Source organism: Haemophilus haemolyticus (assembly GCF_003351405.1).
In the GTDB taxonomy this organism is placed as follows: Bacteria; Pseudomonadota; Gammaproteobacteria; order Enterobacterales; family Pasteurellaceae; genus Haemophilus; species Haemophilus haemolyticus_N.
Genome location: NZ_CP031240.1, coordinates 1,781,575 through 1,807,142 on the forward strand (window position 1 = coordinate 1,781,575; position 25,568 = coordinate 1,807,142).

At 37.6% G+C, this 25,568-nt stretch carries 22 protein-coding genes, 1 other RNA gene and 1 riboswitch; of the genes, 12 read left to right on the forward strand and 11 right to left on the reverse strand.

All coding sequences use genetic code 11. The features are described from left to right. Positions 1–381: 381 nt before the first annotated feature. Complete coding sequence (locus DV427_RS08840; protein WP_420920538.1) at positions 382–1,701, forward strand: phosphoethanolamine transferase; 1,320 nt, start codon at positions 382–384, stop codon at positions 1,699–1,701. 200 nt (positions 1,702–1,901) lie between these two features. Here the strand turns inward: DV427_RS08840 and metE are convergent, their stop codons facing one another. From metE to DV427_RS08860, 4 genes are all read right to left on the reverse strand, one after another. Continuing rightward, positions 1,902–4,172, reverse strand: a complete 2,271-nt coding sequence (gene metE, locus DV427_RS08845; RefSeq protein ID WP_114892073.1) for a 5-methyltetrahydropteroyltriglutamate--homocysteine S-methyltransferase — start codon at positions 4,170–4,172, stop codon at positions 1,902–1,904. Positions 4,173–4,466: 294 nt separating this feature from the next. Beyond that, complete coding sequence (gene pepN, locus DV427_RS08850; protein ID WP_114892074.1) at positions 4,467–7,076, reverse strand: aminopeptidase N; 2,610 nt, start codon at positions 7,074–7,076, stop codon at positions 4,467–4,469. A gap of 53 nt (positions 7,077–7,129) precedes the next feature. Further along, entirely contained in the window at positions 7,130–7,474 is a 345-nt protein-coding gene (locus DV427_RS08855; protein WP_005653201.1) for a type II toxin-antitoxin system HicB family antitoxin, read from the reverse strand. Then, a complete protein-coding gene (locus tag DV427_RS08860; RefSeq protein ID WP_114892075.1) occupies positions 7,471–7,719 on the reverse strand; it encodes a type II toxin-antitoxin system HicA family toxin in 249 nt (82 codons plus the stop codon). Before DV427_RS08860 ends, DV427_RS08855 begins: the two co-directional genes overlap by 4 nt. Before the next feature lie 170 nt (positions 7,720–7,889). Here DV427_RS08860 and purE point away from each other — a divergent pair, with 170 nt between their 5' ends. From purE to DV427_RS08875, 3 genes are all read left to right on the forward strand, one after another. Next, positions 7,890–8,384: a 5-(carboxyamino)imidazole ribonucleotide mutase gene (gene purE, locus DV427_RS08865; protein ID WP_114892076.1), complete on the forward strand. Its 495-nt coding sequence runs from the start codon at positions 7,890–7,892 to the stop codon at positions 8,382–8,384. Positions 8,385–8,454: 70 nt separating this feature from the next. Beyond that, positions 8,455–9,543: a 5-(carboxyamino)imidazole ribonucleotide synthase gene (purK, locus tag DV427_RS08870; protein WP_114892077.1), complete on the forward strand. Its 1,089-nt coding sequence runs from the start codon at positions 8,455–8,457 to the stop codon at positions 9,541–9,543. Between the two features lie 139 nt (positions 9,544–9,682). Further along, on the forward strand, positions 9,683–10,873 hold the full coding sequence (locus DV427_RS08875) for an amino acid aminotransferase (protein ID WP_114892078.1): 1,191 nt from the start codon (positions 9,683–9,685) through the stop codon (positions 10,871–10,873). A 46-nt stretch (positions 10,874–10,919) separates the two neighbouring features. On the opposite strand, the gene moaE is transcribed toward DV427_RS08875, so the two are convergent. The 4 genes from moaE to moaA form a co-directional block, all read right to left on the reverse strand. Beyond that, positions 10,920–11,372 carry a molybdopterin synthase catalytic subunit MoaE gene (gene moaE / locus DV427_RS08880; RefSeq protein WP_114892079.1) on the reverse strand — a complete coding sequence of 151 codons (453 nt, stop codon included), beginning with the start codon at positions 11,370–11,372 and terminating at the stop codon, positions 10,920–10,922. Continuing rightward, a complete protein-coding gene (gene moaD / locus DV427_RS08885; protein WP_114892080.1) occupies positions 11,373–11,618 on the reverse strand; it encodes a molybdopterin synthase sulfur carrier subunit in 246 nt (81 codons plus the stop codon). 1 nt (position 11,619) lies between these two features. After that, positions 11,620–12,102, reverse strand: a complete 483-nt coding sequence (gene moaC / locus DV427_RS08890) for a cyclic pyranopterin monophosphate synthase MoaC (RefSeq protein WP_114892192.1) — start codon at positions 12,100–12,102, stop codon at positions 11,620–11,622. An 88-nt stretch (positions 12,103–12,190) separates the two neighbouring features. Continuing rightward, positions 12,191–13,204 carry a GTP 3',8-cyclase MoaA gene (moaA, locus tag DV427_RS08895; RefSeq protein WP_114892193.1) on the reverse strand — a complete coding sequence of 338 codons (1,014 nt, stop codon included), beginning with the start codon at positions 13,202–13,204 and terminating at the stop codon, positions 12,191–12,193. Beyond that, positions 13,193–13,333: riboswitch (molybdenum cofactor riboswitch) on the reverse strand. (Overlaps the previous gene by 12 nt.) 315 nt (positions 13,334–13,648) lie before the next feature. Here moaA and ytfE point away from each other — a divergent pair. Further along, positions 13,649–14,320: an iron-sulfur cluster repair protein YtfE gene (ytfE, locus tag DV427_RS08900; RefSeq protein WP_046943234.1), complete on the forward strand. Its 672-nt coding sequence runs from the start codon at positions 13,649–13,651 to the stop codon at positions 14,318–14,320. Positions 14,321–14,396: 76 nt separating this feature from the next. Here ytfE and rnpB read toward each other — a convergent pair. Beyond that, an RNA gene (gene rnpB, locus DV427_RS08905) (RNase P RNA component class A) lies at positions 14,397–14,773 on the reverse strand. A gap of 160 nt (positions 14,774–14,933) precedes the next feature. On the opposite strand from rnpB, the gene DV427_RS08910 reads away from it, so the two are divergent. Together DV427_RS08910 and DV427_RS08915 are read left to right on the forward strand one after the other, a co-directional pair. Beyond that, positions 14,934–15,869 (forward strand): KpsF/GutQ family sugar isomerase, encoded by a 936-nt coding sequence (locus DV427_RS08910; RefSeq protein ID WP_162790302.1) that lies wholly within the window; start codon positions 14,934–14,936, stop codon positions 15,867–15,869. A 9-nt stretch (positions 15,870–15,878) separates the two neighbouring features. Next, positions 15,879–16,421 carry a KdsC family phosphatase gene (locus DV427_RS08915; protein WP_114892082.1) on the forward strand — a complete coding sequence of 181 codons (543 nt, stop codon included), beginning with the start codon at positions 15,879–15,881 and terminating at the stop codon, positions 16,419–16,421. 133 nt (positions 16,422–16,554) lie between these two features. On the opposite strand, the gene yccS is transcribed toward DV427_RS08915, so the two are convergent. After that, positions 16,555–18,690 (reverse strand): YccS family putative transporter, encoded by a 2,136-nt coding sequence (gene yccS / locus DV427_RS08920; RefSeq protein ID WP_114892083.1) that lies wholly within the window; start codon positions 18,688–18,690, stop codon positions 16,555–16,557. 67 nt (positions 18,691–18,757) lie between these two features. Then, entirely contained in the window at positions 18,758–19,426 is a 669-nt protein-coding gene (locus DV427_RS08925; protein WP_114892084.1) for a curli polymerization inhibitor CsgI-related protein, read from the reverse strand. A 202-nt stretch (positions 19,427–19,628) separates the two neighbouring features. Here DV427_RS08925 and sohB point away from each other — a divergent pair, with 202 nt between their 5' ends. The 5 genes from sohB (at position 19,629) to rsxC (ending at position 25,568) form a co-directional block, all read left to right on the forward strand. Then, on the forward strand, positions 19,629–20,690 hold the full coding sequence (gene sohB / locus DV427_RS08930; protein WP_114892085.1) for a protease SohB: 1,062 nt from the start codon (positions 19,629–19,631) through the stop codon (positions 20,688–20,690). A gap of 181 nt (positions 20,691–20,871) precedes the next feature. Next, positions 20,872–21,723 carry an OmpA family protein gene (locus tag DV427_RS08935; RefSeq protein WP_114892086.1) on the forward strand — a complete coding sequence of 284 codons (852 nt, stop codon included), beginning with the start codon at positions 20,872–20,874 and terminating at the stop codon, positions 21,721–21,723. A 221-nt stretch (positions 21,724–21,944) separates the two neighbouring features. After that, positions 21,945–22,523 (forward strand): electron transport complex subunit RsxA, encoded by a 579-nt coding sequence (gene rsxA, locus DV427_RS08940; protein WP_005636563.1) that lies wholly within the window; start codon positions 21,945–21,947, stop codon positions 22,521–22,523. Between the two features lie 87 nt (positions 22,524–22,610). Continuing rightward, on the forward strand, positions 22,611–23,192 hold the full coding sequence (gene rsxB, locus DV427_RS08945) for an electron transport complex subunit RsxB (RefSeq protein ID WP_046943227.1): 582 nt from the start codon (positions 22,611–22,613) through the stop codon (positions 23,190–23,192). Then, positions 23,193–25,568: an electron transport complex subunit RsxC gene (gene rsxC, locus DV427_RS08950; protein WP_114892087.1), complete on the forward strand. Its 2,376-nt coding sequence runs from the start codon at positions 23,193–23,195 to the stop codon at positions 25,566–25,568.

Genomic DNA, 25,568 nt, shown 5'->3' on the forward strand with positions numbered 1-25,568 from the left:
TCATAACATATAAAATTTTATATATTTTTAATAAAAAATTAACATTGATTTTTCTATTGGTAATAATTATAGTAAAAAAATAAAATAGCTCAACTAATTGGAGAAACAATGAAGTCCAGTTTAAAATCATTTATCATCTTAGCTTACCCCCTAATACTATTGATTAGCGAAATAATTTATCGAAATATATTTAATATTCCTCCACTTGGTCGTTATATTGAAACTTACAGCATTAACTTATTACTTATCATTTTTCTTATTTTCTCAAAATATAAAATCACTAAATTCTTTGTTTGTTTATTTTTTGCATCCTCTGTTATTATTAACTCTGGACATTACGCAGTATATGATAATTGGATCAATGGCACAAATTACTTCCTGATGTTCAAAGAAATTGGGGAAGTCTCTCATGTTGGTATTACAATGTTGGATCGCGTTGGACCACCTGTAATTTACTCATTATTGGAAACTATTATTTTTATTTCTGCATTATTTATATATCCTACAAGAAAAGTAAGCAAGTATTGTATATCTGATATTTTATTTATTTGCTTATTCCTCTACTTATTTAGTAGATCATTTTATTCTACGCAAGAATTAGGCGTTACTTCCAATCCTGCGTATTCTAGAGTAAAAAGTAATTTCTTTTCTGTAGGTAATTTCATCGGAAAAGTTATTCCTTATGAAACATTCAACTTAAGTCAAGTAAAAGACTATTTACATCCAACTCCCGCAATTATATCTTCACCTGATGTAAACAATATTATTTTTATTATGGGAGAAAGTTTAAGTTCAAAACACGTCGATTATTTCGGTTATGAACGAGAAACTATGCCTTTTATTCGACAATTAGCCAACGAAAATCCTAATGTTTTATTAAAAGAAGCGTATAGTGCAGGCTTAATGACCGCCATCTCTGTACCTGCACTTTTCAATGCAATTCCCCGTCCAAATGGACTAAAACAAATAATGAAAGGCGATACGAATTTCTTCAAACTAGCAAAACTTCAAGGATTTGATACTCATTTTTATACTGCACAACCAGAACACGCAATGATGATTATGAGTATTATGGGAAAAAGTTGGATGAATCACCAAATCACCCCAACGCAGTTGGGTTTATCACCAGAGCAAGGAATGAACGATCATAAACTCTTCCCTCTATTACAAAAAATTGATCTTGATAAACAAAAAAATTTTATTGTGCTACATCAACGAGGTTCACATAGCCCCTATGCTGAATATTTAAAAGAAGAAGATAGAATCTTTAAAGATGGCTCCCCCTTAGATAATTATGACAGCACAGTTTATAATACTGATCAATTTATTCAAAAAGTATTTAATTATCTCAAACAACGAGGAAAAGATGATTATGTTTTAATTTATACCTCAGATCACGGGCAATTTGTTACCAAAAATCATTACAATCAAGGGACAACGGCAGAAGATCAATATCTTGTACCAGTATTTATTTATACAAAAAATGAAAAGATCCAACAAAAATTAAAAGAATTTGATCAGTGTAAGCGATTATTCCATCAACAACTTTCGACTTTAGTTATCAATATTATGGGATTTGATATGCCTATATCTAGTTGTGAAAATGGTGTCATTAATTCACACATGATTACTGGTGATTATGGCTATCTTTCTGTTAAACCAGCAAATCCACCAGCTTTTATTAATCCTAATAGAAAATAATACTTTATTTTGATAAAAAGTTTAAATTGAAAAAACATTAAACAAAGCTCAGTAGATATTTCTGCTGAGTTTTTTATTCAGGAAAAACCACTAAAAGTGCGGTTGATAATTCAAAGAAAATTGGCTATATAAAAACCGAATCCAATCGGATTCGGCTTTAATTATGTTGTGTTTGAAAATTATGCTTTTTGTATTATGACTTACGCTAATTCCGCTCGTAATTTTTTCGTTACATCCACCATCACTTTTAGTTGGTCAATAGTTTCTGTCCAACCACGTGTTTTTAAACCGCAGTCTGGATTTACCCATAACCGTTCTTTTGGAATTACATTTAATGCTTTGCGTAATAAGTGTTCAATTTCACCTGCGGTTGGTACACGAGGGCTGTGGATATCATACACACCTGGACCGATGTCATTCGGGTAGTTGAATTTTACGAAGGCATCTAATAATTCCATATCTGAACGAGAGGTTTCTATGGTAATCACATCCGCATCTAATGCCGCAATGGCAGGTAAGATATCGTTAAACTCGGAATAACACATATGCGTGTGAATTTGTGTATCATCTTGCACGCCCATTGAGCTTAAACGGAATGCTTCGCCTGCCCATTGCAAGTATGCATCCCAATCTGCACGTTTGAGCGGTAAACCTTCACGAATTGCTGGCTCATCGATTTGGATGACTTTAATGCCCGCTGCTTCTAAATCTAACACTTCATCAGATAACGCTACGCCGATTTGTTTACATACGGTTGAACGTGGAATATCGTTACGCACGAATGACCATTGTAAAATAGTTACAGGACCAGTAAGCATTCCTTTCATTACACGGTTTGTGAGGCTTTGTGCATATTGTGACCAGCGTACTGTCATTGGCTCTGGGCGAGTCACATCACCGTAAATCACAGGCGGTTTTACACAACGTGAACCATAGCTTTGTACCCAACCAAATTTAGTGAATGCGAAACCATCTAATAATTCCCCGAAATATTCCACCATGTCGTTACGTTCCGCTTCACCATGAACTAATACATCTAAATCTAATTCTTCTTGGCGACGCACTACATATTCGATTTCTTTTTTCATTGCCGCTTCGTAATCTGCAAGGGATAATTCACCTTTTTTGAAACTTGCACGTGCGTGACGAATTTCGGTAGTTTGTGGGAATGAACCAATGTTTGTAGTTGGCAGAAGCGGTAAATTTAACCACGCATTTTGCTTAACGATACGTTCTGCAAATGGCGATTTACGTTGATCCGCACCTTTTGGTAAGTTTGCTAAACGTTCTGCCACTTCAGGACGATGAATTTCTTTTGAGGTTGCACGTGCATCTGCTGCCGCTTGGCTTGCATCTAATGCTGCTTGTACAGAGGCTCTGCCATTATTTAAGGCTTGTTTTAATACATTTAATTCTTCTACTTTTTGTAGCGTGAAAGATAACCAGCTATAAAGTGCGGTATTTTTTTCTTTTAATTGTACTTCCACTTCTAAATCAAATGGGGTGTGCAATAATGAACAGCTTGGTGCAATCCATAAACACTCGCCTAATTTTGCTTTTAATGGCTCTAATACATCTAACACTTTGTTTAAGTTTGCACGCCAGATATTACGGCCTTCAATCACGCCAGCTGATAACACTTTGCTGTAATCTTCAAATGCTGCAAGTTGTTCTGGCGCACGCACTAAATCTAAATGCAAGCCTGCAACAGGTAAGGCTTTTAATAACTCAGCGTGTTCTGCAACGGAACCAAAATAAGTAGCTAATAATAATTTTGCATTCACTTTGCTTAATTCAGCGTAAACAGATTTATAGGCTTCAACCCATTCTGCAGGTAAATCTAATGCTAATGCAGGTTCATCAATTTGAATCCACTCAGCCCCTTCAGCCACTAATGCGTTTAAGATTTCAACATAAACAGGCACTAATTGATTTAATAAATCGAAACGGTTAAATGCTTCGCCTTTTTCTTTACCTAACCATAAGAATGTTAATGGACCAACAATCACTGGTTTGAAGTTTAAGCCTAACGCTTTCGCTTCACGAATTTGATTCACGTAATGAGCTGGATTTGCTTTGAAAGCGGTCGATTTTTGGAACTCAGGCACAAGATAGTGATAGTTCGTATCAAACCATTTGGTCATTTCAATCGCAAATTGATCTTTGTTACCACGTGCAAGTTGGAAATATTGATCAAGGGTTAAATTTTGGCTATCAAAACCAAAACGAGTAGGAATTGCCCCTGTTGCCACTTGTAAATCTAAAATATGATCGTAAAACGTGAAATCGCCCACGGCAACGAAATCTGCATTTGCTGCCGCTTGATGTTTCCAGTTTTTTTCACGCAATGCTTTCGCTAAATCTAATAAATCTTGCTCTGCTAATTCTTTACGCCAATAACGTTCTTGTGCAAATTTTAATTCACGTTTCGCACCTACACGAGGAAAGCCTAAAATATGTAATGTTGTCATAATAACTCCCGTTTTAAAGTAATCTTCTTAATCATTTAGACGGCTAAACGTCTGTACGGGTATAGAATGCGCTATATCAATATATTATGCAAACTTATTATTTTCAGTATTTGTATGAAATAAATTAATATTAAAGCTAGATATAAAACAAAGGGCATACTAAATGCCCCAAAACTATTTGAAAATTTACCGCACTTTTAACCATATTTTAAAGATCTGGCTTTAGGTGATTTCACTTTCAGTTGGCCACAAATTGTAACCAACTCATTTCCCTTTTACGCATATTTACTCCACCTACTGCAACGCTTTCTCAATTTTTTCAAATAAATCTTTTGAAAGATTTTCTACAATGCTTAGACGTTCTAAAGCACGTTTCATGAGCGTTTGGCGTTGGGCATCAAAGCGAGAAAAACGAATTAATGGCTCAATTAAACGTGCAGCCACTTGCGGGTTACTTTCATTTAAACGGATTAACACATCCGTTAAGAAACGATAGCCTGCTCCGCTTACATTATGGAATGCTTTTAAGTTGTGATTTGCAAAGCTACCAATTAATGCACGTAAACGGTTTGGATTGTTGAAGTTAAAACTTGGGTGATCCATTAATAACTGAATAATTTCCAACACATTTTCATCTGGGCGAGTGGCTTGTAATGCAAACCATTTATCCATCACTAATCCATCGTGTTGCCATTTTTGTTCAAAATCAGTTAATAACACATCTCTGCAAGGTAATGCCGCTTTAGTTGCAACACTTAATGCAGCCAATGTATCTGTCATATTATTCGCATTGTTATAGTGTTTTTGCACTAGGTTGTTGCCTAAATTGGTGTAAGCCAAATAAGTTAAGCAAAGATTACGCATTGCACGCAAGGCGATGTCTTGTTGCGTAACTTGATAATCATCAAGACGAATATGGGTATAAACGCGCAAGAAATCATCTTTTAAAGTCTCGGCAATTTGCGCTTGCATAAATGCTCTTGCGGCTGAAATACCATCAGGATCGATGGTTTTGAAACCTTCAGCAAATTCCATTTCTTTTGGAAGGGTGAGAATTAAGGTCGCCAGTTCAATATCTTTCTCATAATGATTCAGAACATGAGAAAGTGCGGTCAATATTTCAGGCGAAATTTCTAGTGGCTCGCCTTGTTGGAAACGCACAACATTACGACGTAATTCTTGCGCAAATAACATCTGAGCCGCATCCCAACGGATAAATTGATTATCTGCAAATTTCAGCAAGCCTAATAACTGCTCAGTTTTATAATCATAATCAAGTTTTACCGGCGCAGAAAAATCACATAACAATGCTGGAATTGGACGACCGTAAATGCCATGAAATTCAAAGACTTGGTCTTTTTCAGTAACATTTAATACATCACTCAACAATTCGCCATTATGTTGTAGCATTTGTTTCGTGCCGTTCGTATCATAAAGTGCCACTTTTAATGGAATATGTAAATTCACTTTTTCCATTTGATCTGCGGTTGGCGGTGTGGATTGTGAAACCGTTAAACGATAAGTATGCGTTTTTTCGTCATAGACATCGCTAATCAATAATTCTGGTGTACCCGATTGGCTATACCAACGACGGAATTGGTTTAAATCGAGATTATTGGCACGTTCCATTGCAGAAACAAAATCTTCACAGGTTGCCGCTTTGCCATCATTTTCAGCAATATAAAGTTGCATGCCTTTTTGGAAGCCTTGCTCACCTAATAAAGTATGCAACATACGAATCACTTCTGCCCCTTTTTCATATACGGTCACTGTATAAAAGTTATTCATTTCAATCACTTTTTCAGGACGAATCGGATGCGACATTGGACTTGAATCTTCGGCAAATTGTACGGTGCGTAAAAATTTCACATTATTAATGCGATTCACCGCACGCGAACCCGTATCTGAAGAAAATTCTTGATCACGGAAAACCGTTAACCCTTCTTTCAAACTTAATTGGAACCAATCTCGGCAGGTTACACGGTTACCTGTCCAGTTATGGAAATATTCGTGCGCAATTACGCTTTCAATGGCAAGATAATCTTCATCTGTTGCTGTTTGTGGGTTTGCCAACACAAATTTAGAGTTAAAGATATTTAACCCTTTATTTTCCATTGCGCCCATATTGAAAAAATCGACGGCAACGATCATGTAAATATCTAAGTCATATTCTAAATTAAAGCGATCTTCATCCCATTTCATCGCTTTTTTCAGACTTTCCATTGCCCAAGTTGCACGGTTAAGATTGCCGCGATCTACATAAAGCTCTAATGCAACTTCACGGCCACTTTTAGTAATAAATTTATCTTGTAATAAATCAAAATCCCCTGCCACTAAAGCAAATAAATAGCTTGGTTTCGGAAACGGATCGTTCCATTCCACCCAATGGCGACCATCTTCTAATTCACCACTTGCAATGCGGTTACCATTCGAAAGTAAGAATGGATATTTGGTTTTATCTGCGGTAATTTTGGTTGTATAACGCGCCAGTACATCAGGACGATCAAGCATATAAGTGATTTGACGGAAACCTTCCGCCTCGCATTGCGTACAAATACCCTCGCCAGACTGATATAACCCTTGTAATGAAGTGTTTTCGGCTGGCACAAGGAAGGTCACAATTTCAAGTTCAAATTCTTCCGCACTTTTACCTTTTAAATCGAGCGTTAAACTCTCGCCATCTTGTTGATAAGCAGAAAATGGCTCACCATTAAATTTAATAGAAGAAAACTGGAAACTATGCCCATCTAAACATAAAGAAGTCGCTTCATCATTTAAGCGTTGGAATTTTGTGGTTGCCGTCACCACGGTGTGTTTAGGATCGAGTTGAAAATCTAAATAAATGTCTGTGACTGTAAAATATGGTTGTTTGTAATCTTTTCTATATTTTGCTTTGGCTAACATAATTTGCCCTACTTTGAAGAAAGAAAATGTGAATATGATATCGTTACGTTTTATTATCTTAAACTTGGTTTTTCACGAAAAATTTTTTCTTGAATCGCTTCCGTCACAAAAGCATTAAGAGAACGATCGCCAGCTATGATCGTAGCTTCTCTATGCAATTCCTCGCCAATTCGTACATTAAACACACCTTTAAAAGGCTTATTCGGTTCTTTACCTAATTCCAAACAATCTTGTAAATATAAATCAACAGATTGACGAAATTCTTTTTCTAACTCAGATAATGACTCTGCTTCGTAAGTCACTAAATCACGAATGTAAGCAAGTTTGCCAAACAATATATTGTTTTCTAAATCCGCCTCAATCGTGCCAACATAACCTTTATAATTTAATAACTTCATAGAATACCTACCTGTTTTAATGATTCTTTCACTGACTTTAAAGCACCGCCTTTAATATAATTTTCAGGGTGAGGCTTGTGTAACAAAATCGTATGTTCGAGTGTTCTATTATAAAATCTCACTCGAGAGCCTGCCATTTCTCGCTTTTCATAACCTTGTTGAGCTAACAAAGAAACTAATTCATTCCAATTAAATGTAGATTTTGATTGTGCGAGCTTATCTAATAATTTTTCAATTCGTCCCATATAAACTATCGCCCATTAATTTGGTATCAAGTATAGTTACTAAAATTTAAAAATCAAATAATTATAAGATAAGACTAGGTAGTACCCAGTTAGATGGCAAACGTTTGCTTGGTGTATATAAGATATGCTATTCTACGCCACGTTTTTAAGTAAAAAATTGAGAAAATAGCATGTCAAAAACTGTACAAATTGCTGTTGTTATGGGCTCAAAAAGCGATTGGGCTACCATGCAAGAGGCAACTCAGATTTTAGATGAATTAAAAGTACCTTATCATGTGGAAGTCGTCTCTGCTCATCGTACGCCTGATAAACTTTTTGAATTTGCCGAAAATGCTCAAAAAAATGGCTACAAAGTAATTATTGCTGGTGCGGGCGGTGCGGCACATTTACCCGGTATGATCGCAGCCAAAACACTTGTGCCTGTGCTTGGGGTACCAGTAAAAAGTTCTATGTTAAGTGGCGTAGATAGCCTTTATTCAATTGTGCAAATGCCAAAAGGAATCCCAGTCGGAACATTAGCAATTGGCCATGCGGGCGCGGCAAATGCTGGATTATTAGCAGCCCAAATTCTAGCAGGTTGGGATGCAGAATTGCTTTCACGCTTGCAATCTTTCCGAGAAAGCCAAACTCATGCTGTACTGGACAATCCCGATCCACGCACATAAAAATATCTTCAGATCTGACCGCACTTTCTAAAGTGCGGTTGTTTTTTTCGTAAATTTAACGAGAAATATTATGCAAAACTCCACCTTATACCCAACTGTTTATGTACTCGGCAACGGACAACTCGGCAGAATGTTACGTTATGCTGGCGCACCTTTAGATATTTATGTTGAACCCTTAGCCTTCAATGCCCCAGTTTTTGACTTACCTGAAAATGCAATCATCACTGCAGAAATTGAACGCTGGGAAAAAACGCCTTTGACTGAATTACTCGGCAATCATAAAAACTTCGTTAATCAACATGTATTTGGATTATTGGCCGATCGTTTTACTCAAAAATCCTTGCTAGATGAACTGAATCTTTCGACCTCGCCTTGGTGTTTATTAAAAGATAAAACACAATGGAATGATGTTTTCCAAACCGTTGGCGAGAAAGTCGTCGTTAAACGCAGAACAGGCGGATATGATGGGCGTGGTCAATGGATTATCAGCGATGAAAACAAAGCGGACATCACCAATGATTTATTTGGTGAAGTGATCGCAGAAAAATTTATTCCTTTCGATTATGAGGTTTCTATTGTAGGCGCAAGATTTAAAAATGGTGAAAAGCGTTTTTATCCCGTTACACATAACCTGCAACAAAACGGTATTTTGCGCTACAGTGTGGTTGATAGTCCTTTTCCTCAACAATCCGCACAACAAAAACAAGCGGAAGCCATGCTCAGCAAAATTATGGATAAATTAGGCTATGTGGGTGTAATGGCAATGGAATGTTTTGTTGTTGGCGACAAATTACTGATTAACGAACTTGCGCCTCGCGTACATAACAGCGGGCATTGGACACAACTGGGATGTGCTATCAGTCAATTTGAATTACATTTACGTGCGCTACTTGATTTGCCAACACCTGAATTACAAACATTCGCCCCAAGTGTGATGGTGAATTTAATCGGCACAAACCATAATCCAAAATGGCTTAATACACCGTTTACACAACTTCATTGGTATGGTAAAGAAGTGAGAGCTGGGCGTAAAGTTGGGCATATCAATCTTTCTCATCCTAATAAAGCGATCATTATTCAACAATTAGAAAAACTCCGCACTGAGTTACCAGAAGATTATCAATCTGGATTAAATTGGGCGATTGAAAAACTAAAATAATGTAAAAAATGACCGCACTTTTTGATGAATATTTAAAAATATCAAAGTGCGGTTAATTTTTATAAAAATCTTTCTTGATAAAATAAAATGGCTGAAGTATAAAACTATCCACCACACAACACATACATAAGGAAAAGCTATGTTTGAACATATCAAAGCGGCACCAGCCGATCCAATCTTAGGCTTAGGCGAAGCATTCAAATCCGAAACTCGCGAAAATAAAATCAACTTGGGTATTGGCGTTTATAAAGATGCGCAAGGCACAACCCCGATTATGCGTGCGGTAAAAGAAGCAGAAAAACGCTTATTTGATAAGGAAAAAACGAAGAATTATCTGACTATCGATGGTATTGCTGATTATAACGAACGAACAAAAGAACTCCTTTTCGGTAAAGATTCTGAAGTCATCAAATCTAATCGTGCAAGAACAGTACAAAGTTTAGGTGGAACAGGCGCATTACGTATTGCTGCTGAATTCATTAAACGCCAAACCAAAGCACAAAATGTGTGGATCAGTACGCCAACATGGCCAAACCACAATGCAATTTTCAATGCGGTAGGTATGACGATTCGTGAATATCGCTATTATGATGCTGAACGCAAAGCCCTTGATTGGGAACATTTACTCGAAGATTTAAGCCAAGCAAGCGAAGGCGATGTGGTGCTTTTACACGGTTGCTGCCACAATCCAACCGGTATTGACCCAACCCCTGAACAATGGCAAGAATTAGCCGCGCTTTCAGCGAAAAACGGCTGGTTACCACTCTTTGACTTTGCTTATCAAGGTTTAGCCAATGGCTTAGATCAAGATGCTTACGGTTTACGTGCTTTTGCGGCAAATCATAAAGAATTATTAGTGGCAAGTTCATTCTCGAAAAACTTTGGTTTATACAATGAGCGTGTAGGTGCCTTTACCCTTGTAGCTGAAAATGCAGAAATTGCTTCGACCGCATTAACACAGGTGAAATCAATTATTCGTACACTCTACTCTAACCCAGCATCTCATGGCGGGGCAACGGTCGCAACCGTATTAAATGATGCTCAACTTCGCCAAGAATGGGAAAATGAATTAACTGAAATGCGTGAACGCATCAAAAAAATGCGTCATTTATTCGTTCAGTTATTAAAAGAATATGGTACAGAACAAGATTTCAGCTTTATTATGGAACAAAACGGTATGTTCTCTTTCAGCGGCTTATCACCTGAACAAGTTGATCGCTTAAAAGAAGAATTTGCGATTTACGCTGTTCGTTCTGGTCGTATCAATGTGGCGGGTATCACTGAAGATAATATTCGTTATTTGTGTGAAAGCATTGTCAAAGTGCTGTAATTCATAAAAAGCAAAAGTGCGGTTAAGTTTTAACCGCACTTTGTCATTACCACTTCTCTAACGCTTCTTTATCGCTCTCTCTTGCTTCAATCCAGCGTTCGCCTTGATGGGTTTGTTCTTTTTTCCAGAACGGGGCTTTAGATTTTAAGAAGTCCATAATAAATTCATTAGCGTGGTAGGCATCACCTCGGTGAGCAGAACTAATGCCGACTAAAACGATCTCATCGCCAGTATGTAAAAGTCCTACACGATGAATCACAGACACTCGCTGAATATCCCAACGGGCTTTTGCTTGTTCAACAATTTCACGTAAGGCTTTTTCTGTCATAGCGGGATAATGTTCCAAGTATAAGCTGGACACTTCATCACCTAAATTAAGATCGCGAACTTTACCCACGAAAATAACTGTTGCGCCAACCGAATGTTGCTCAGAAAGCCATTGGTAAACGGCATTTTGATCGAAAGGCTGTTCTTGTACTGAAATTTGAATATCCATCATTTAGCCTCCCGTAACAGGTGGGAAAAATGCAATTTCATCGCTATTTTTGACCGCACTTTCTAATGGCATCAAGGTTTGATTAATCGCTACTAAAAGTTTGCCTTTTTCAAGTGCCAATGCCCACTTATCGCCTTTTTGAGCAAGATGTTGACGCACTGCTTCCGCTGTCGCAAAATCGCCTTCAAGCTGAATAGAATCTTCCCCAATTAATTCTCGAGTTTGAGCAAAAAATAAAACATTTAACATCTTATTTTTCCTCCGCAATAAAATGACCGGATTTTCCACCGCTCTTTTCTAACAGGCGAACGTGCTCAATCACAATGTCTTTTTGCACGGCTTTACACATATCATAAATGGTTAATGCGGAAACACTTACAGCGGTTAATGCTTCCATTTCTACGCCAGTTTTTCCGGTTAATTTACAAAGAGATTGAATACGAACTTGATTCGTTTCAAGTAACGGCTCTAAATTCACTTCCACTTTAGAAAGTAGTAATGGATGGCAAAGTGGGATAAGTTCCCAAGTACGTTTTGCCGCTTGAATACCTGCAATACGAGCAGTAGCAAATACATCGCCTTTGTGATGTTTGCCTTCCACGATCATTGAAAGGGTTTCTTTTGACATAGTAATGATAGCTTCAGCGCGAGCCTCACGAACGGTCTCTGCTTTTGCAGAAACATCCACCATATTGGCTTCGCCTTGAGAATTGATATGCGTAAATGTAGTCATAATAAAATAAAGTGCGGTTAAAATATTGAATGTTTTACATGTGTGACGAAAGCAAAATAAGTGAACAGTAAAAGTCACCTATTTTCTTTTAGCCACCGATAGAGGCTAAATGATTTCTTACGCCACTATCACCAATATGCAAATAATGATGTTCACGTTTTCCTTGCAGTGCGGCAAAAATACGTGCTTGCAAAATATCCTGCTGTTCATGGGATTGCAATAAATCACGTAATTCAATGCCTTCTTCGCCGAATAAACAGAGATGAAGTTTGCCCTTCGCAGACACTCTGAGACGATTACAACTTGCACAGAAATTCTTCTCATAAGGCATAATTAAGCCAATTTCACCGGCATAATCAGGATGTGTGAAGACTTTAGCTGGGCCATCTGTATGGGATTTATGCTGTAATGTCCAACCATTTTTCAGCAATTTATCCGCTAAGATTTGTCCAGAAATATGGTGTTTATCAAAGAAACTGTCCATTTCGCCCGTTTGCATGAGTTCGATAAAGCGCATTTGAATTGGACGACCTTTCACCCAAGCAAGGAATTGCTCAAACTCTTTGTCATTCAAATTTTTCATCAAAACTGAATTGACTTTAACTTTGTTGTAGCCCACTTCAAATGCACGATCGATACCACGCATCACGTCATCAAATTTATTGATGCCTGTAATTTGATGGAACATTTTTGGATCTAAGCTATCAACACTGACGTTAATAGACGTAATCCCTACTTTCTTCCAATCAGCCACATCTTTTGCCATGCGATAGCCATTTGTCGTGACAGCTAATTGACGGATTCCATCAATATTAGCAATACATTCAGCAATAGAAATAAAATCTTTGCGTAAAGTCGGTTCGCCACCCGTTAAACGGATTTTTTCAGTGCCCATTTCAGCAAATGCTTGAGCAAGATGAGTAATTTCTTTTAACGTTAAGAAACTTGGTTTGTTAGCTTCGGGTTGATAACCATCAGGTAAGCAATAGGTACAACGAAAATTACACTGATCGGTAATCGACAGTCGTAGATAGTAATATTGGCGTTGGAAAGGATCGACTAAGCGAGACTCTCCTACGTTCTTGATAGGAATGGATTGCATTTTACACCTTTCTAAATACGGAGAGGATAAACCGTTTCCAGCGTATCCCTGAATAACACACGGCGTTATTGGCTTGTCGCCGTATTTCTATGAAACTTAGGCCAAACAAGCTCGGAGTTATGCGTTAAATTTAATTTATCATCATTCTAAAAGATTTCACTTCATAAAAACAATCAATAATACTGATGAAAATCAGGATTTTCCCAAATTCTTAAAAATTAATTATATAAAAAAATACATAATGGATTTAAAGCTGGCTAATTAGTGATAATTAATCCTATTTATGTAAATAACCATAAATTTTGACCTGATTATTATGAGGTATTTTTATTGATTTAAATCATAATTTAATCAATAAATAAATCTCTCTACTTTTCATAATCAGAAAAATATCCTACTATTTTTATCGGATTTATTTTTACTTAATCAATATAGGAGTGATTTATGTCTTTTGCCCAACAAAAACTTAGCGAACTCGCTGTTTCAATTCCAGGTGCAACTAAAATTTTTCGTGAATATGATTTAGATTTTTGCTGTGGAGGTTCTGTATTATTAGAAGTCGCGGCACAACAAAAGAATCTTAACCTTGCTGAAATTGAAAAACGTTTAACTGATTTACAACAAAGTAAAGCAGAAAATAATGATAAAGATTGGACTTCGGCATCTTATGCAGAAATGATCGATCATATTGTTGCCCGTTTTCATAATCGCCACCGTGAACAACTCCCTGAATTAATTACATTGGCGGAGAAAGTAGAAAATGTACATGGTGATCGTGATGACTGTCCTATCGGCGTAGCAGCACAATTAGAAAAAATTTATGCTGAACTTAGCCAGCATTTAATGAAAGAAGAACAAATTTTGTTCCCAATGATAAAAATGGGGAATTATGCTATGGCCTCAATGCCAATTCGTGTAATGGAAATGGAACATGATGAAGCTGGGCAAGATGTGGAAGTGATCAAATCGCTTACTAATAACTGTACGCCACCAGCAGATGCTTGTTTCAGTTGGAAAGCCTTATATAGCGGTATTAATGAATTTATTGATGATTTAATGCACCATATTCATTTGGAAAATAATATTTTATTTCCACGTGTATTAAACGAAAAATAATTCAATTTTCATCAAAAAATAACCGCACTTTAATCTATTCCGAAAAACAAACTAAAGTGCGGTCATTTCCACAAAAATTTTGAGTTGGTCGATAAGCCGAGTTCTGTCGTGGACAATCATTCCTCTAGGCGACAAATTACTCTGCCGCTCAAGCAACCTACCCGAATCCTGAGCGGGCCACTCATTGGATTCCTATTTGGTCTTGCTACGAGTGGAGTTTACCCTGCTGCCAACCGTTACCGGAGGCACGGTGCGCTCTTACCGCACCCTTTCACCCTTACCGTTTACACGGCGGTCTGCTCTCTGTTGCACTGGTCGTCGGCTCACGCCGCCCGGACGTTATCCGGCACTCTGCCCTGTGTAGCTCGGACTTTCCTCTCGTTTACTTGTCCCACTAGGTCGTATAAATACGGTTAAGGGCTTCAATAAACCAGCGATTGTCTAACCAACTCGGCGCGTAGTATAGGGGCAATCGCTAGTGCGGTCAATAAAATCCCCAATTTTTGAATATTGCTCATCAATCTTATAAACAATAATGCCTAATTTTTCATTCGTATTTTTTTATGATTCCGCTAAAATAGCGCCAATTTCAACCGCTCTTTTAGGAAGAAGAATGAACTATCTAAAAATTGCACAAGATTCCCTTTCAGTGGAAAGTAACGCACTTTTGCAACTCAGCCAGCGTTTAGGTGAGGATTTTAATCAAGTCGTCGATTTAATCCTTGCTTGCGAAGGACGATTAGTCATCGGCGGGATAGGGAAATCTGGTTTAATCGGCAAAAAAATGGTGGCTACCTTTGCCTCTACGGGCACACCAAGTTTCTTTTTACATCCGACTGAAGCCTTCCACGGTGATTTAGGTATGTTGAAACCAATTGATATCGTGATGTTAATTTCCTATAGCGGTGAAACCGATGATGTCAATAAACTGATTCCAAGTTTAAAAAATTTTGGTAATAAAATTATTGCCGTGACGAGTAACAAAAATTCCACACTCGCACGTCATGCAGATTATGTTCTAGATATAAGTGTTGAGCGTGAAGTGTGTCCAAATAATCTCGCGCCAACAACATCAGCACTTGTGACGCTTGCGCTTGGTGATGCGCTCGCCGTATCGCTCATTACGGCACGCAATTTCCAACCAGCTGACTTTGCTAAATTCCATCCAGGTGGCAGTCTTGGTCGTCGTTTATTATGTAAAGTGAAAGATCAAATGCAAACTCGCCTACCAACAATTCTACCTACTACCAATTTTACTGACTGCCTCACAGTCATGAATGAAGGGCGAATGGGCGTTGCCTTGGTGATGGAAAACGAGCAACTTAAAGGCATTATCACAGATGGCGATATTCGCCGTGCGCTTACAGCCAATGGTGCAGAAACGCTGAATAAAACAGCCAAAGATTTTATGACAAGTTCACCAAAAACTATTCATCAAGACGAATTTTTATCAAAAGCAGAAGACTTTATGAAAGCGAAAAAAATTCACTCACTAGTCGTTGTTAATGATGAAAATCACGTAGTGGGTTTAGTAGAATTTTCAAGCTAAGGAATCCCAATGCAACAAAAATTAGAAAATATTAAATTTGTCATTACTGATGTAGACGGCGTACTCACCGATGGACAACTTCATTATGATGCCAATGGTGAAGCCATCAAAAGTTTTCATGTACGAGATGGTTTAGGCATAAAAATGCTGATGGATTCAGGTATTCAAGTGGCAGTACTTTCTGGTCGCGACTCCCCTATTTTACGTCGTCGCATTGCCGATCTTGGTATTAAATTATTCTTTCTTGGCAAACTTGAAAAAGAAACCGCTTGTTTTGATCTTATGAAACAAGCAGGCGTCACTGCCGAACAAACCTCTTATATTGGCGATGATAGTGTAGATCTCCCCGCTTTTGCCGTTTGTGGTGCATCTTTTGCTGTGGCTGATGCTCCTATTTATGTGAAGAATGCTGTTGATTATGTACTTTCCACCAATGGCGGAAAAGGTGCCTTCCGAGAAATGTCCGATATGATTTTACAAGCGCAGGGAAAATCTTCTGTGTTTGATAGCGCCCAAGGTTTCCTAAAATCAGTAAAAAACATGGGACAATAATAACTAATTCGTCAGTATTATTGCTTAGCTTAATAAAAAATAAAGTGCGGTAAATTTTCAACGAGTTTTAAAATCTCTCAAAAATCAACCGCACTTTTATATTTACGTTCCTATACCTTAATAGCTTATCCTTTTAACAAGACTCTTTCCTAAAATACTCATAGAACTGCGGTAATAGTTGTGTAATCAAATTTAATTGCTGATACGGTAAACTAAAGACAGCTCGTTCTTCTGCGGTCATCTCTTGTTTTTCCAATTCCTTTAAATGTGTTTCGATACTTTCTTGCTGTTGGTTAAAAATAGCTTCGGGTATTTCTTCAATGTGTTCTAAGGTATAGATAATTTTCTTTGCCACGGGATAAAAACCAGATAAAAACTGTGCGGTCTGTTGCAAATTTTTCATTCTGTCTCGATAAGAGCCAAGGGCTGAAATATAGCTTAATAGAGAATAATTAAGCTTGAGCAAATCAAAACCTTTCTGTAAATATGCCTTATATTTCACTGGCTCATTATTCATATTAGAAAGTGTTGTACTCAATGCGGCTGCATATTGATGCGCATTGCGACGTGCTATACGATATTTAAGATCGTCACTTTTACCAAATTGCAATTGGCTAATAATATGCAATAAATACACCGCATCACTACGCAATGCTTGATGACTCACTTTATCAAGTTGCAAATATTTCCAATCTGGCCATAAGTAAGATACGGCAAACCATGAAATCGCAGCACCAAGTAAAGTATCAAGTAAACGAGGCATCAACGCGGCTGCCGTATCGAATCCCATGACATCAAAACTCAGCAATACTTGTAATGTGATGAAAAAGGTCGAGAAACTGTAATTATTACTACGGAAGAAAAAGAACAGCGTGCTTGTAAGCACTACAAGCCCCAGTTTTAATTCTAATGTTGGATTTAAATAAGGTAATAGAGACCCCACCACCACACCTAATATCGTGCCAATAATACGCTGACGTAAACGTACTTTAGTTACAGAATAGTTTGGCTGACACACAAATACAGTAGTCAATAAAATCCAATAACCAAGATTAAATTGGAAAAATTCAACAATTGCACAACATAAAAATACCACAATAGATAAGCGTACCGCATGACGGAACAACGGCGACTCAAAAGTAAAATGGCTAAAAATCACCGCACTTATATTTTTTAACCCAGTGATTTGTTCCGTATGAATTTGAGCTACTTGTTCTGTATCAGCCGTTTCTTGCGCTAACTGGCGAAGTTGCCAGTTAATGCTTTGTAAATTATCTAACAAGGTTTGAATATCAATCAGTTCATCTTGATCATTGAGATGTTGTACTCGATATAGATCAAAGGAATGCAAGGTGCCTAAAAGTGCACGTTCGACACGTTCATTAAAATGATAAGGTTTATTTTCACGTAAACTCACCGTGATTTCTTTACAGGATTGTGCTTGTAGCTCTAACAAACGTTGAATACGAAAAATCAAATCTGTATTTTTTAGTTTTTCCGTTATTTGTTGATAATCAAAATGCGTAGAATTAGCGCGCTCATGGATATCTTGCGCGGCAAAATAGTAACGTAACATTCTCTGGGTGCGAGGATGGCGATGTTGCCCTCGAATACGATAAAAAAGTGCGGTACGAACAATATTAAATGCCGTGACAACATTCGCATTTTTCATTGCAAAATTGAGGTGTTTTTTTTCAATCTCTGCTACTTCGTCAGGATCAAAAAAACAGGATTTGGTATCTAAATATTCGCCCAACGCACAAAATGCTTTAGCAACACTTTCTTGCACGGGGCGATTTGGGAAAAACAGGTAAACAACGAGAGTCACTACACTATATAGCAAGGTACCGCATAAAATCATTACGGGATTAATAAACCATATATTTCCTTCAGGCACATAAGTCAATGTGGTATAAAGAGCAACCACTAATGAACCAAAAGCAATGGTACTATAACGCTGACCCACGGCGCCAATCATGGTGAAAATAAATGTCAGCACCGTCATTAACACAATATATTGAATAGGCTTACCGATATGTAACTGCACAATAAAGGATGAAATAGAAAAGGCAATGAGCGTGAAGAATACATTTTTCAATCGTCCAGTTAAACGGTTATCCAAATCCACCAAACCACCTGCAATGATCCCTAGAATCAAAGGCATTGATTGCGAAGAAATATCAAAAGCCCATATTCCCACTGCCGCAATATTTACGGCAATAAAAACAGGAATCGCAGCGATTACTTTGGCATTTAACCGAATATTCATTTCAAATCCTTATCAAAATAGAAAAGTGAGCAACAAGGCTCACTTTTTATTGTATGAAGTGCGGTAATTATTTATGGGATTTTGCCCAATTTAAGAAACGTGTTTGAGTTTCTTTATCCGCTTGTTGGAACCAATATTGAAGCTGTTGTTCTGCAACGTTTTCACCTTGAACAACCACTTTACCTTTATTCGCTTTTGCATTGCTTGCTGGAGTTGCGACCATTGGGTTAGCAGCTGTGGTTGCAGCAAATGCAGCAACAGATGCAGTTGCACCAGACGCATTATATTCAGAAAGATCATTCACCACATTAGCACTTGGGAATAAACCTTCTTGTTTTAACATATCCACTTTTGCTGAAAGCGTATTACCAGATTTTGTTTTTACGCTAATGCTTGGCATTTCATTGAATTTATCACCTTCAGAACGACCACGAATAGCTGGCGCCGAAATAACAAGATCCTCAGCATTGCCTTGGAATGTCACGATTACTGGGTTAGATTCAAAAAGGGTTTGGCTAGATCCAGAACCAATAATTTCACTTAAACGAACAACAACCTGATGGTTTTGGGTGTCATTCACAGCAAAGGTTTTTGCATCCTTCGCAAGAGATTTAGATGCCTTTTGACCATCAATGGCTAAAAGTTCAAGGTTAGATGAAGTAGAAACCATGCCAGCAAAAGTCGCTGTGCTAGCACATAATGTTGCAAGACCTAATACAACAGCACGTAATTTCATAATTGCTCCTTTGGTATAAATGAAATTCCTGCCTATGCTATGCTAAATCAGCAAAAATGAAAATAAAAAAAGTGAGAATTAGTTTAAAAAATCTTTGTTGTAATAGCACAAATAATCACAATATTTTATCATGTTGATGTCTAGACTAGTCACGACTAGTACCAAGCACAATGTAATCTATAAAATATCAATAGGAGTAACAATGTTAAACGATATTTTAACTGGCTATGGAATTTTTATTCTGGAAATTCTAACAATTTTATTACTCATTCTTGCTATTGTTGGTTTGGTGATTTCTTATCGTCAACACAACAAATCTAAAATAGGGGAATTAGAAATTAAAGATTTATCTGAAGAATTTGATCATCAAGTTAGTGTATTGCGTGATTTTAATCTTTCTGAAGAAGAGCTAAAACAACAAACTAAAGCAGAGAAAAAAGCTGAAAAACAAAAGGCTAAAAAACGTAAAGAAAAATTAAAAAAAGGTGAAACCTTAGATGACGAAAAGAAAAGCTGTGTGTATGTCTTAGATTTTCATGGTGATATTTCAGCATCAGAAACGACCGAACTTCGAGAAGAAATTTCAGCAATCTTAAATGTAGCAAAACAAGAAGATGAAGTATTACTACGTTTAGAAAGCCCGGGCGGTATTGTTCATGATTATGGGTTTGCAGCCTCTCAGTTGTCTCGTTTGAAACAAAAAGGCATAAAATTAACCATCGCTGTAGATAAGGTTGCAGCAAGTGGCGGTTATATGATGGCTTGTGTAGCCGATAAAATTGTATCTGCGCCTTTTGCTGTTATTGGTTCTATCGGCGTCGTAGCACAAATTCCAAACGTTCATCGTTTATTGAAAAAATATGATATTGATGTAGATGTGATGACAGCTGGTGAGTTTAAACGCACAGTAACTGTATTAGGTGAGAATACCGAAAAAGGCAAACAAAAATTTCAACAAGAGTTGGAAGAAACACATCAATTATTTAAACAATTTGTCTCACAAAATCGTCCTTGTGTAGATATTGATAAAATTGCGACAGGCGAACATTGGTTTGGCCAACAAGCAATCGACTTGAAATTAGTCGATGAAATTTCAACCAGTGATGATTTAATTTTAGAAAAAATGAAAGAAAAACATGTGTTAAGTGTGAAATATCGATTGAAAAAATCATTGATCAAAAAATTAGGTCGCCAGGCTGAAGAAAGTGCGGTAAATATTGTTCATCGTTATGCTACAAAGCGAGCAAATGATTTTATACATTAAATATAGATATCTTTACATTTCTTTACAAAAAAGAGAGCTAGTTCACTGATTTTATTGTTTACAAGGCGATTTTTTGCCTTTAGTATGTACGACCGAAACTTTTAAAGTTTTATAATATTTAATTCGTGAAGTTTAGTTATCCTCTTTCCGAAGAGTTATTGACAAATAAAAGGTAAAACAAATGAAATTGTCTCGTATTTTATTATCAAGCATTGCTATCGCAACTGTTGCCGCTTGTGGCAATTTAAGCAAAGTAACTGATGCAGGTACTCCAGAATATAAAGATGTAAATGGTCAACAAATACCTCAATTAGTATGGCCTAAAATTGATTCAGCGACCTTTAACCACGATGGTAGCCAATTCGGTACTTGGCCAAATTGGGATAATGTTCGTATGATTGAAAATGGTATGAACAAAGATCAAATTCGTCAATTAATCGGTGATCCGCACTTCACAGAAGGCTTGTATGGTGTATCTGAATGGGATTATGTATTCAATTATCGTGAAAACGGCACCCATAAGATTTGTCAATATAAAGTATTATTTGACAAAAATCATAATGCACAAAGTTTCTTCTGGTATCCAAACGGTTGTAACGGAAATTCAGCATTCAATTTGAGCGGTGACTTCTTATTTGACTTCAACAAAGACACCTTAACGGCACAAGGCAAACAAGTTGTTGATAACGTAGCGTCTCAATTAAAGTCTACTGGTGCTAAAGAAGTTAAAGTTGCTGGTTATACAGACCGTTTAGGTTCTGATGCTTACAACTTAGATCTATCTCAACGTCGTGCAAATACTGTTAAAGCGCGTTTAACTGAAGACGGTGTGAACTCTCTAATTACTGCTGTGGGCTATGGTAAAAATCCGCAAGTGAAAGCTTGTGAGGGTGTTAATGGACAAGCGTTAAAAGATTGTTTACGTCCTAATCGTCGTGTTGAGATTATTGCCTCTGGTTCTGAATTAAAACTACAAGAAGGTGGAAAATCTAACGGTGGTACTCAAGGTCCAGCAAAACTATATCAAAAATAATTGATATTAAACTTCAAGCAGTACTCTACTCACATAAGTCAAGTTGAGTACTATTAATTCAAATATTACGCAGCTAATAGTTTAAATGATTAGCTGCGTTTTTTATTCATATCTAACAAAATCAAAAATCTCAATTTTCTCTTTCTCCTACCCCAAATTTTCTATTGTTATCGCGCCTATAAATGAGGATAATAGCCAGCTTATACACAAGGCAGAAAGCAATGACACACTATATTTTATTAATTATCGGTACTGCGCTGATTAACAACTTTGTATTGGTGAAATTCTTAGGACTTTGTCCTTTTATGGGCGTATCCAAAAAAATTGAAACCGCAGTGGGAATGGGGTTAGCAACAATGTTTGTATTAACAGTTGCCTCCCTTTGCGCATATTTAGTTGATCATTATATTCTTGTTCCCTTGAATGCTACTTTTTTACGCACATTAGTATTTATTTTGGTTATTGCCGTAGTTGTACAATTTACCGAAATGGTGATAAATAAAACTAGCCCAACGCTATATCGTTTACTTGGAATTTTCTTGCCTTTGATAACAACAAACTGTGCAGTTCTCGGTGTCGCATTATTAAATGTAAATCTTGCTCATAATTTAACGGAATCTGTTGTTTATGGTTTTGGCGCATCTCTTGGGTTTGCACTTGTATTAGTGCTTTTTGCTGCACTTCGTGAACGTCTTGTAGCAGCTGATGTACCTTTAACTTTCAAGGGTTCATCTATTGCACTTATTACAGCTGGGTTGATGTCTCTTGCTTTTATGGGATTCACAGGACTAGTGAAATAATAAAATGATCTATCTTTTAATGGCTATTACCATTTTGATTTTATTTATTGGGTTCTCTCAGTATTTTTCAGGAAAAAGAAAGAAATAATGACCCTTCTATTCATCGTAATCACTTTACTCGCTTTAATTTTCGGTGCGATTTTGGGCTTTGCTTCACTTAAACTCAAAGTTGAAGCTGATCCCATTGTGGAAAAAATCGACTCTATTTTGCCACAAAGCCAATGCGGACAATGTGGTTATCCTGGATGCAAACCATACGCTGAAGCTATTTGCAATGGAGATGACATCACAAAATGTATTCCTGGTGGTCAACCTACCATCGTAAAAATCGCAGAGATTTTAGGTGTGGATGTGCCAGCTATGGACGGTGTAGAAGAACCTATCGAGAAAGTCGCTTTTATTGATGAAAACATGTGTATTGGCTGCACGAAATGTATCCAAGCCTGTCCTGTTGATGCCATTATTGGTACAAATAAATTCATGCACACGATCATTCCAGATCTCTGTACAGGTTGTGAACTTTGCGTAGCACCCTGCCCGACAGATTGTATATCGATGATTCCCGTGAAAAAAAATATCGATAATTGGGATTGGAAGTTTGATGCAAAATTAGTCATTCCAGTAATGAATGTAAATGGCACTGAGAAAAAATTGGTTGTGGGGGAATAAATGGCGGACGTATTATCTCGTTTCAATTCCGGTAAATTATGGGATTTCAAAGGTGGTATTCATCCACCTGAAATGAAATCACAATCTAATTCACAACCATTACGTCATCACCCTTTAGCCACGGATTTTTATATTCCTCTTAAACAGCACGCAGGAACAACAGGTCACCTTTTAGTAAAAGAAGGTGATTACGTATTAAAAGGTCAACCCTTAACGCAAGGCGATGGCTTGCGTATGCTACCCGTTCATGCGCCAACTTCAGGCACAATTAAATCGATTAAACCTTATGTCGCTGCACATCCGTCTGGTCTTGATGAACCAGCAATTCATTTGAAAGCGGATGGATTAGATCAATGGCTAGAACGTAATCCTATTGATGACTTTTTAACACTCTCGCCAGAACAACTTATTAACAAAATCTATCAAGCTGGTATAGCTGGCTTGGGCGGTGCAGTGTTTCCGACTGCAGCTAAAATTCAATCAGCAGAGAAAAAAGTTAAACTCTTAATTATCAATGGTGCAGAATGTGAGCCTTATATTACTTGTGATGATCGTCTTATGCGTGAACGCGCTGATGAAATCATCAAAGGCATTCGTATTTTACGTTATATCCTACGACCTGAAAACGTAGTCATTGCCATTGAAGATAACAAACCTGAAGCAATAGAGGCAATTAGCAAAGCGCTACAGGGAGCAAATGACATTAGCGTTCGAGTAATTCCAACAAAATATCCTTCGGGTGCCGCAAAACAGCTTATTTATTTGCTTACAGGAATGGAAGTCCCAAGTGGTGCACGTTCTTCTAGTATTGGCGTACTGATGCATAATGTTGGTACAGCCTTTGCAATTAAAAGAGCGGTTATAAATGACGAACCTTTAATTGAACGTGTCGTCACCCTTACTGGCGATAAAATTTCTGAAAAAGGTAATTATTGGGTCCGACTTGGTACACCAATTTCTCAAGTATTGACGCACGCTGGCTATCAGTTTGATGAACGTTATCCAGTATTTGCGGGGGGCCCAATGATGGGATTGGAACTTTCCAATCTCAATGCACCAGTGACAAAAATTGTCAACTGCTTGCTTGCACCAGACTATTTTGAATATGCAGAACCAGAGCCTGAACAAGCTTGTATTCGCTGTTCTAGCTGTTCTGATGCCTGCCCAGTCAACTTGATGCCACAGCAACTCTACTGGTTTGCGCGTAGTGAAGATCACAAAAAATCGGAAGAATACGCCCTCAAAGATTGTATCGAGTGCGGGATTTGCGCCTATGTATGCCCAAGCCATATTCCGCTGATTCAGTATTTCCGCCAAGAAAAAGCAAAAATTTGGCAAATAAAAGAAAAACAGAAAAAATCGGATGAAGCCAAAATTCGCTTTGAAGCAAAACAAGCGCGAATGGAACGTGAAGAACAAGAGCGTAAAGCACGTTCAAAACGTGCAGCAGAAGCACGTCGAGAAGAATTAGCGCAAACCAAAGGTGAAGATCCTGTTAAAGCAGCGCTAGAACGCTTGAAAGCGAAAAAAGCCACTGAAACAGAATCAATACAAGTTAAAACGATTACCTCAGAAAAAGGGGAGGTTTTACCTGATAACGCTGATTTAATGGCACAACGTAAAGCTCGTCGTCTGGCTCGTCAACAAGCGGAATCTCAAGTCGAAAACCAAGAACAACAAACGCAACCAACCGATGCGAAAAAAGCAGCAGTTGCAGCCGCACTTGCTCGAGCAAAAGCAAAAAAACTTGCTCAAGCAAATGAAACCTCTGAATCAGTCTCAAATACTCAAACCGTAGAAAGTGCGGTAGAAAAAACAGACGAAAATTCCACCGCACTCGATCCGAAAAAAGCAGCCGTAGCCGCTGCTATTGCTCGTGCAAAAGCAAAAAAAATTGCACAAGCAAATGAAACCGCTGAATCAGTCTCAAATACTCAAACCGTAGAAAGTGCGGTAGAAAAAACAGACGAAAATTCAACCGCACTTGATCCAAAAAAAGCAGCCGTAGCTGCAGCGATTGCGCGCGCAAAAGCGAAAAAACTTGCACAAGCAAATGAAACCGCTGAATCAGTCTCAAATACTCAAACCGTAGAAAGTGCGGTAGAAAAAACAGACGAAAATTCAGCCGCACTTGATCCGAAAAAAGCGGCGGTAGCTGCAGCAATTGCTCGTGCAAAAGCAAAAAAACTTGCTCAAGCGAATGGAACCGCTGAATCAGTCTCAAACACACAAACCGTAGAACGTGCGGTTGAAAAAACAGACGAAAATTTAACCGCACTTGATCCAAAAAAAGCAGCGGTAGCTGCAGCGATTGCTCGAGCAAAAGCAAAGAAATTGTCAAAAACACAAGCAACATTAGAAAATAATCAGGAATAA